5 protein-coding genes are annotated in these 6,119 nt (G+C 65.2%); 1 reads left to right on the forward strand and 4 read right to left on the reverse strand.

The window, feature by feature from the left end; genetic code table 11:
• Window positions 1-1,040: pyridoxal phosphate-dependent aminotransferase (locus ACE3UY_RS08695; RefSeq protein WP_374687150.1), on the forward strand; the 1,040-nt coding region annotated here is incomplete at its 5' end.
• Window positions 1,041-1,151: 111 nt separating this feature from the next.
• On the opposite strand, the gene ACE3UY_RS08700 is transcribed toward ACE3UY_RS08695, so the two are convergent.
• The 4 genes from ACE3UY_RS08700 to ACE3UY_RS08715 form a co-directional block, all read right to left on the reverse strand.
• Entirely contained in the window at window positions 1,152-1,913 is a 762-nt protein-coding gene (locus tag ACE3UY_RS08700; protein ID WP_374687151.1) for an amino acid ABC transporter ATP-binding protein, read from the reverse strand.
• 182 nt (window positions 1,914-2,095) lie between these two features.
• Window positions 2,096-3,619 (reverse strand): amino acid ABC transporter permease, encoded by a 1,524-nt coding sequence (locus tag ACE3UY_RS08705; protein ID WP_374687152.1) that lies wholly within the window; start codon window positions 3,617-3,619, stop codon window positions 2,096-2,098.
• Between the two features lie 91 nt (window positions 3,620-3,710).
• The gene (locus ACE3UY_RS08710; protein WP_374687153.1) at window positions 3,711-5,336 is read right to left on the reverse strand and encodes an ABC transporter permease subunit; all 1,626 of its coding nucleotides are present in this window, start codon (window positions 5,334-5,336) and stop codon (window positions 3,711-3,713) included.
• Between the two features lie 125 nt (window positions 5,337-5,461).
• Window positions 5,462-6,119: ABC transporter substrate-binding protein (locus tag ACE3UY_RS08715; RefSeq protein ID WP_374687154.1), on the reverse strand; the 658-nt coding region annotated here is incomplete at its 5' end.

Here is a 6,119-nt window from a genome sequence, read left to right on the forward strand (position 1 = left end):
CTGACTACATCACCGCCGCGGCCTTCCAGGCCATCGAGAACGGCGCGACCCATTACCCCGCGCCGATGAAGGGCATCACGCCCCTCCTGGAGGCCATCGCCCACAAGATGGAAGTGGACAATGGCATCGTCGTGAAGCCGGGTAGCGACATCGTCGTCACTCCCGGCGGCAAGTGGGCGCTCTTCCTGGCCCTATCGGCCATCCTCAACCCCGGCGACGAGGTGCTCTACCTGGAGCCGGTGTGGGTCTCCTACCCGCCGATGATCGTCCTGGCCGGCGGCACACCCGTGGCCGTCCCCCTGCCGGCCGATGACAACTTCCGTATCACCGCCGACCGCCTGCGGGCGCGCATCACGCCGCGCACCAAGGCCCTCATGGTCAACTCGCCCAATAACCCGACCGGCCGCGTGCTGACCCAGGACGAACTGGACGCCATCGTCGCCGTGGCCCTGGAGCACGACCTGTACGTTATCTCCGACGAGATCTACGAGACGGTGATCTTCGACGGCCGGGCGCACCTGTCGCCTGCGGCTGTGCCCGGCATGGCCGAGCGCACGCTGACCATCAACGGCCTGTCGAAGTCGCACGCCATGACCGGCTGGCGGCTCGGCTGGCTGGCCGGCCCGACGCCGATCATGAAGCTGGCGACGCAGATGAACAGCCAGACCGTCTCCTCGGCGGCCAACTTCACCATGCACGCCGCCGTGGCTGCCCTGAAGGGGCCAAAGGAGACCACCCAGGCCATGTGCGCCGCCTATCAGAAGCGGCGCGACTTCATGGTTCCGGCGCTGAACGCCATCGAGGGGGTGGAGTGCCTGGACATCGAGGGCGCGTTCTACCTCTTCCCGCGCTTCCCCAATAGCACGAAGAATAGCGCCGAACTGGCCGAGGCGCTGATCGAGAAGGCGGGCATCGCCTCCGTGCCGGGGGCCGCCTTCGGCCAGAGCGGCGAGGGACACGTGCGCTTCACCATCGCCACGGCCCTGAGCGAACTGGAGAAGGCCGTCGAAAAACTCTCCAAAGTCGCCCACGAGTTGTAAGAGCTCACGCAAAGAGCGCCAGGAATGCCAAGCGCGCAAAGCAAAGAGCGCTTGTTCTTTGCTTTGCGCGCTTTGCTTCTTTGCGCCCTTTGCGTGAGCTCTTTTTCTCCGCTAATGGCTTAGAATCTGGGAGAGAAACTGCTTCGTCCGCTCGTTCTTGGGGTTGGCGAAGAACTCCTCCGGCGTGTTCTGCTCCACGATCAGCCCCCCATCCATAAAGATGATGCGGTCGGCCACCGTGCGGGCGAAGCCCATCTCGTGTGTCACGGCCAGAATGGTGTAGCCCGACGTCGCCAGGTCGCGCATCACGTCCAGCACCTCCTTGATCATCTCCGGGTCGAGCGCGCTGGTCGGCTCGTCGAACATTAGGACGAGCGGCTCCATGCACAGCGTGCGGGCAATGGCTACGCGCTGCTGCTGGCCGCCCGACAACTGGCCGGGATACTTGTTGGCTTGCTCCGGGATGCCCACGCGGTTGAGCCAGTGCAGGGCGCGCTCCTCGGCCCGCTCGCGCGGCCACTTGCGCACGTGGATGGGGGCCAGCATGATGTTCTCCAGCACCGTCAGGTGCGGGAACAGGTTAAACTGCTGGAAGACCATGCCCACCTCGCGCCGCACCTCGGCGATGTTGCGGATGTCGTGGCTGAGGGTGATGCCATCGACGATGATCTCCCCCTCCTGGTGCTCCTCCAGCCGGTTGATGGTGCGGATGAACGTCGACTTGCCAGAGCCGGACGGGCCGATGATGACGATCACCTCGCCCCGCTTCACCGTCAGGCTGACGCCGCGCAGCGCCTGGAAGTCGCCATACCACTTGTGCACGTCCCGGCAGATGATGATCTCCTCTGTCCGCGAACCCGCCGCTGTCGTCATACTGATACTCCTGAATCTGAAGAAATGATCCGCAGATTACGCAGATTAAGAAGCTCACGCCAAGAGCGCAAAGGACGCCAAGAGCGCCAAAAGCTATCTCTTTCTTCTTTGCGTTCTTGGCGCACTTTGCGAGCTTTGCGGGAGTCTCTTAATCTGCGTAATCTGCGGATTCTTTCTCTCCTTCATCTTTCCCCGACGCCGAGCCGCCGCTCCAGCCGCCGGCTATAGACCGCCATGCTGAAACTGCCGATGAAATAGATGAGGGCGGCGAACACGTACGGCTCGCGGCGCACGCCCAGCCAGTCGGGCTGCGCCGAAATCAGGTTCGCTACGCCCAACAGCTCGATGAGCGCGACAATCGCCACCAGCGTCGTATCCTTGAACAGCCCGATAAACTGCCCGACGATAGCCGGAATGACCGCGCGCAACGCCTGAGGCAGGATGATGAGCCGGTACTTGCGCGCCGCGCTGAAGCCCAGCGCGTCGGCCGCCTCGTATTGCCCCTTGGGGATGGACTGCAAGCCGCCGCGCACGTTCTCGGCCAGATAGGCGGCGGCGAAGAGCGTCACCGCGGCCAGTACCCGCCACGTCCCCAAAATCTCCGTTCCCGGCGGCAGAAAGATGGGAAAGATGATGATGGACATGAACAGGATGGTGATCAGCGGCACGCCGCGCACCGTCTCGATGTAGACCGTGCTCAGCAGGGACACGACGTTGCCGCGGAAGTAGCGTTGGAACAGGAACGCGCCCAACAGGATGAGCAACGGCCAGAACGAGAGAACGCGCTGCACCAGGGTGGCCGGCTGGCGCAGGCTGGGCAGCGTGCTGCTGACCAGCAAGTAGCCGGTCAGCAGGCCGGCAGCCGTCCAGGTCAGCCAGGCTGGCACGCCCCTGATCTGGCTGCGCCGCCCCAGCGCCAGCAGCACCCCCAACGGGAACGAGGCCACAATGCCGAAGACGGCGATGATGAGCGTCAGCATCAACCCGCCCCAGGCGATGTCGGGGTTAAGCCGCGGCAGCAGCCCGCCCTCGCCGACGCCGCGCAGCAGGACAAAGGCCAGAAAGGGAGTGAGCAGCCACAGGACGGTCAGCACCCGTCGCAACCGGGAGCGGCGAAACACTTCCCGGCTGTAGACGTAGGCGCTGGGGATGAGCAGGGCCACGTTCCAACCGATGAGCGCCCACAACCGCCAATCCTCCTCACGCGGGAAGCGAAAGACCATCAGGTTGCGGAAGTTGTCGATGACCGCGCCCCAGTTCGCACCCGGCTCCTCCCACTGCCCCAACCGCTCGGCCGCCGCCTCCGGGTCGGTGGTGAAGCTGGCCCGCACCACCGCCCAGCCGACGAAGCCGCGCACTGCCCCCACCAATAGCAAGACGATCAGCAGCGTCACCAGGATGTTGGTGATGGAACTATACAGGTTGCGGCTGAGCCAGAACGTGGCCGGCGTGTGGCGGCGCATCATGTTGCCGGTCGCGGTGGCGGCGACGGAGACGGCCCAGGCGATCAGGATGATGGCCGTCGTCACGGGCGCGTCGGCCAGTTGGCCGGCGACGACCCGGCCGGTGATGTAGGCCAACAGCAGTAGCCACAGGAAGAGCCACACGTTGGCGAATATATGCTCCCGCAGGAAGTGCCCCCACGTAAAGTGCCCCCCGCCACCCCGGCGAAACAACTGTTGCAAGTTATGATAGAGCGTAGTCATCTTATAAAGAAACCATCCATGCCGGCCACAAGACTCACACGCGCCTCTTAAAATCTGCGTAATCTGCGAAATCTGTGGATTCTTTCTTCTTCTATCTCTCCACCAAAGCGATCCGCCGGTTATACCAGTTCAGGAAGAACGAAATGAGCAGGCTAAACGACAAATACGTCCCCATCACCAGCGCGAAAATCTGGATGGGCCGGCCCGACTGGTTCAACGTTGTATAGGCCGTCGACCATAGATCGGGAAAGCCGACGGCGATAGCCAGGCTGGAGTTCTTCACCAGATTCAGGTATTGGCTGGTTAGCGGCGGGATGATGACCCGCAACGCCTGGGGCAGGATGACCAGCCGCAGCCGCTGCGCATCCGACAGCCCCAGCGCGCGCGCCGCCTCCGTCTGCCCCTTAGGCACGGACTGAATGCCGGCGCGCACGATCTCGGCGATGAACGCGCCGGTGTAGATGACCAGCCCGATGAGCAGCGCCGCGAAGTTGGGCGACAGCTTCAGGCCGCCGACGAAGTTCAGCCCCTCGATGCGCGGGACGTCCAGCCGCACCGGCGTCTCCGGCAGGGGCCGGATGGGCGTCGGCGGGATGCCTGCGCCCTGGGGGATACCCGTCGTCAGCGTCGCCCGCGGCGCGACCAGCAGCTCGCAATCGCCATCGGCATAGGCGCGGGCCGCCTCCTCGATGTCGTCGGCGCGCTCCATCTCGTAGGGGATGTTGGCCCGGCGCAGCAGCGCCGCCAGGTTCATCTCGGCCGCCTCGCCCTGCACGGCGCAGACTACCAGCGCGGCGTCCTCCGCCGCGTCCTCAGTCAGCCGGCCGTCGGCCACGGCCGCCTCAAGCTCGGCCAGATCGTCTAACCCCAGCCGCGCCGCCACCAGCGGCCCCAGATCGTCAAAGCTCGTCACGCCGGACGCCTCCAGCATAATGAACCCCTGGTTGCGCGCCCCCCGCGCGGTGGCGACAAACCAGCCCGGCGCGGCCAGCAGTAGCAGCGCCAGCAGCGTCCAGATGGGGCGGTTGGTCGAACGGCCGAGGCGCTGCTCCCGCCGCCCCAGCCAGACCCAGACCGCCGCTGCCAGCAGCAGCCCAAGCCCAATAAACAGCAGCCACGTCCGGAACGACGGCAGGAAAGCCAGCCCCGGCATATCGATGCCGCGCTGGCTCAGGTAGACGGGCAGGCCGAACAGTTGCGCCGCCTGCCGGATGGGCGGAAAGAGCAGGATGACGCCGAAGAACAGGAAGAAGAGCTGCAACAGGAGCGGCGTGTTGCGGATGATGTCCACGTACCAGCGGGCCACGGTGCTGATGAGCCAGTTGGATGACAGGCGCGCGATGCCGGCGAAAGTCCCCAGCAGCGTCGCCAGCACGATGCCCAGCGCGCCAACCTTGATCGTGTTGAGCGCCCCGACCAGCAGAGCGCGGGCGTAGGAGTCGCTGGGGTCGTAGGGGATGGCCGTCTCGGCGATGGCGAACTGGGCGTCGAGCCGCAAGAAGTCGAAGGCGCAACGCAGGCTGCTCGACCCGTCGCGGCAGAGGAACTGGCTCTCGCCCAGGCGCGCGAGGTTGCCGGCCACGTTGCGGGCGAACCAGGTCAAGCCGCTGATGACCACCACGAGAAAGACGATCTGGGCCAGCACGCCCAGCACCCGGATGTCCCGCCAGAAGGGCGTGGACGCCGGCCCAAGCGTTCGCGGCGCGAGGTCTGTCATGTCAATCGCCTCCGGCTTCAGTAGCCCGGCGACGCACCGAATCGAGTGCGCCGCCGGGCGGCTATTGCGATGTCGCCGGGCGCGGCCGCCACGTGGGACGCGCCCGGCGACAGGGCGATACCGGTTTAACGGAACGGCGGCGAGTAGTGCAACCCGCCGTTGGTATATATCTCGTTCAGGCCGCGCGGGATGTTGAACGGCGTGTCCGGCCCCAGGTTCCGGTTATAGATCTCGCCGTAGTTGCCCACCTGGCTGATGATCTGGTAGCAGAAGTCGGCGTTCAGGCTCATCGCCAGGCCCAGATCGCCCGTCTCGCCCAACAGGTTCTGGATAACCGGGTCTTCGCCGCCCAGGAAGCTATCCACGTTGTCGGAGGCGATGCCCAACTCCTCGGCGTTGATGGTGCAGAAGACCGTCCACTTGACGATGTCGAACCAGTTGTCGTCGCCGTGGCGCACGGCCGGAGCCAGCGGCTCCTTGGACATGGTCTCGTCGAGGATGACGTGGGCCGCCGGGTCGGACAGCAGGATGAGCTGCGAGGCCAGACCCGACTTGTCGGTCGTGAAGCCGTCACACTGCCCCTGTTCATACGCCTCGCGCGTCGGGTCGGCGCCGTCGAAAACGACCGGCGTGAAGTCGATACCGCGGGCGCGGAAAACGTCGGCCAGGTTCTTCTCTGTCGTCGTGCCCGACTGGACACAGATGGTGCCGCCGTCCAGGTCTTCCAGCGTCTCGATGCCGCTATCGGCCCGCACCATCATGCCCTGGCCGTCATAGAAGGTC

The organism is Promineifilum sp. (SeqCode) (assembly GCF_041918635.1).
GTDB lineage: Bacteria > Chloroflexota > Anaerolineae > Promineifilales > Promineifilaceae > Promineifilum.

Coding starts and splice junctions, on each gene's coding strand:
- ACE3UY_RS08700 (WP_374687151.1), bottom strand. CDS start 1,913: ATGACGACAGCGGCGGGTTCGCGGACAGAGGAGATCATCATCTGCCGG.
- ACE3UY_RS08705 (WP_374687152.1), bottom strand. CDS start 3,619: ATGACTACGCTCTATCATAACTTGCAACAGTTGTTTCGCCGGGGTGGC.
- ACE3UY_RS08710 (WP_374687153.1), bottom strand. CDS start 5,336: ATGACAGACCTCGCGCCGCGAACGCTTGGGCCGGCGTCCACGCCCTTC.